Source organism: Microbacterium sp. CPCC 204701, assembly GCF_004010105.1.
In the GTDB taxonomy this organism is placed as follows: domain Bacteria; phylum Actinomycetota; class Actinomycetes; order Actinomycetales; family Microbacteriaceae; genus Microbacterium.
In genome coordinates, this window is the sequence record NZ_RRYE01000618.1 from 1 (window position 1) to 1131 (window position 1131).

Annotated in this window: 1 pseudogene; it reads left to right on the forward strand. The window is 72.6% G+C overall.

Annotated elements, in window-relative coordinates:
* Nucleotides 1-1131 (forward strand): annotated as a pseudogene (locus tag EIO58_RS19120) (ABC transporter permease); the annotation flags it as partial.

The following is a 1131-nucleotide window of genomic DNA, read 5'->3' on the forward strand; positions in this document are numbered from 1 at the left end:
TGGCGCGATCGTGGCACTTCTCGTGTTCGTGCTCGCCGTGCTCGCGGCCGCCGCGCCCGTCGCGCTGAGCGTGCTCGGCGACGCGACCCTGCGCGACCGGCTCGACGCGGTGCCGCCGACGGTGCGCGACGTCGTGTCTGAGAACCGTGGCTCGGTCGGATTCCCGCAGCTCGGCACCGGGCCTATCGAAGAGCCGGCGACGACGGAGGAGATGTGGGGCCCGTTCTCGGCCTCGGTCGAAGACATCCGCGCGAGCGCCGACGCGCCGCTCCCCCACGTGCTCGGCGCGGGGCGCATGGTCACGCGAAGCCTCGAGAACCGGTTCTGGGAGGGCGACGGCACGCGCGCGGCGACCATCGCCTTCGACCCGGCATACGAGGACGAGATTCGCATCGTCGAAGGACGGATGCCGGAGCCCGCGGTCGGCGACCTCCCTGAGGACCCGACGCGCACCCGCACCGAAGTCGTGCTCTCAACCGGCACGGCCGCCGAGCTCGAGTGGTCGACGGGCGAGGTCCGGACCGTGGGCGACCCTCGTGCGGTCCTCGTCGAACTCGAGCTCGTCGGGCTGTTCGAAGCGGTCGACCCGGAGTCCGCCTACTGGGATCACGTCACCTCGGTGCTGGAGCCGTTCATCTTCGACGATGGCAACCAGCCCCGGCGGGTGACCGGCACCGCGTACGCGCATCCCGCCTCTCTGGTCGCCATCGACGGCCTCAGCGACGAACGGTCGACGCTCGTCTGGTACCCCACCGACACCGCGCGCATCCACGGCGCCAACGCCGAGGCGGCCATCGCCGCGCTGAACAAGCTGACCGCGGTCTCGCACGCGATCGGGACGATGGATCAGGGGCCCGGCATCCTGAGCCTCAAGTTCGACGCCGACGTGACCGCCACGGTCGAGTCCGCGCTCGGGCAGCAGCGCTCGACGGCGGGCGTCATCGCGATGCTCGTCGCCGGACCCGTGGGAGTGGCTGCCGCCGTGCTCGTGCTCGGCTGCCGGCTGATCCTCGAGGGCGGACGCTCCAGCCTGCGACTGCTGTCGGCGCGCGGCGCCTCGCTCGGGCAGCTGCGCGGGCTGCTCGCCGCCGAGGGCATGCTCGTCGGCGTCGTGCCCGCGCTCGTCGGCGC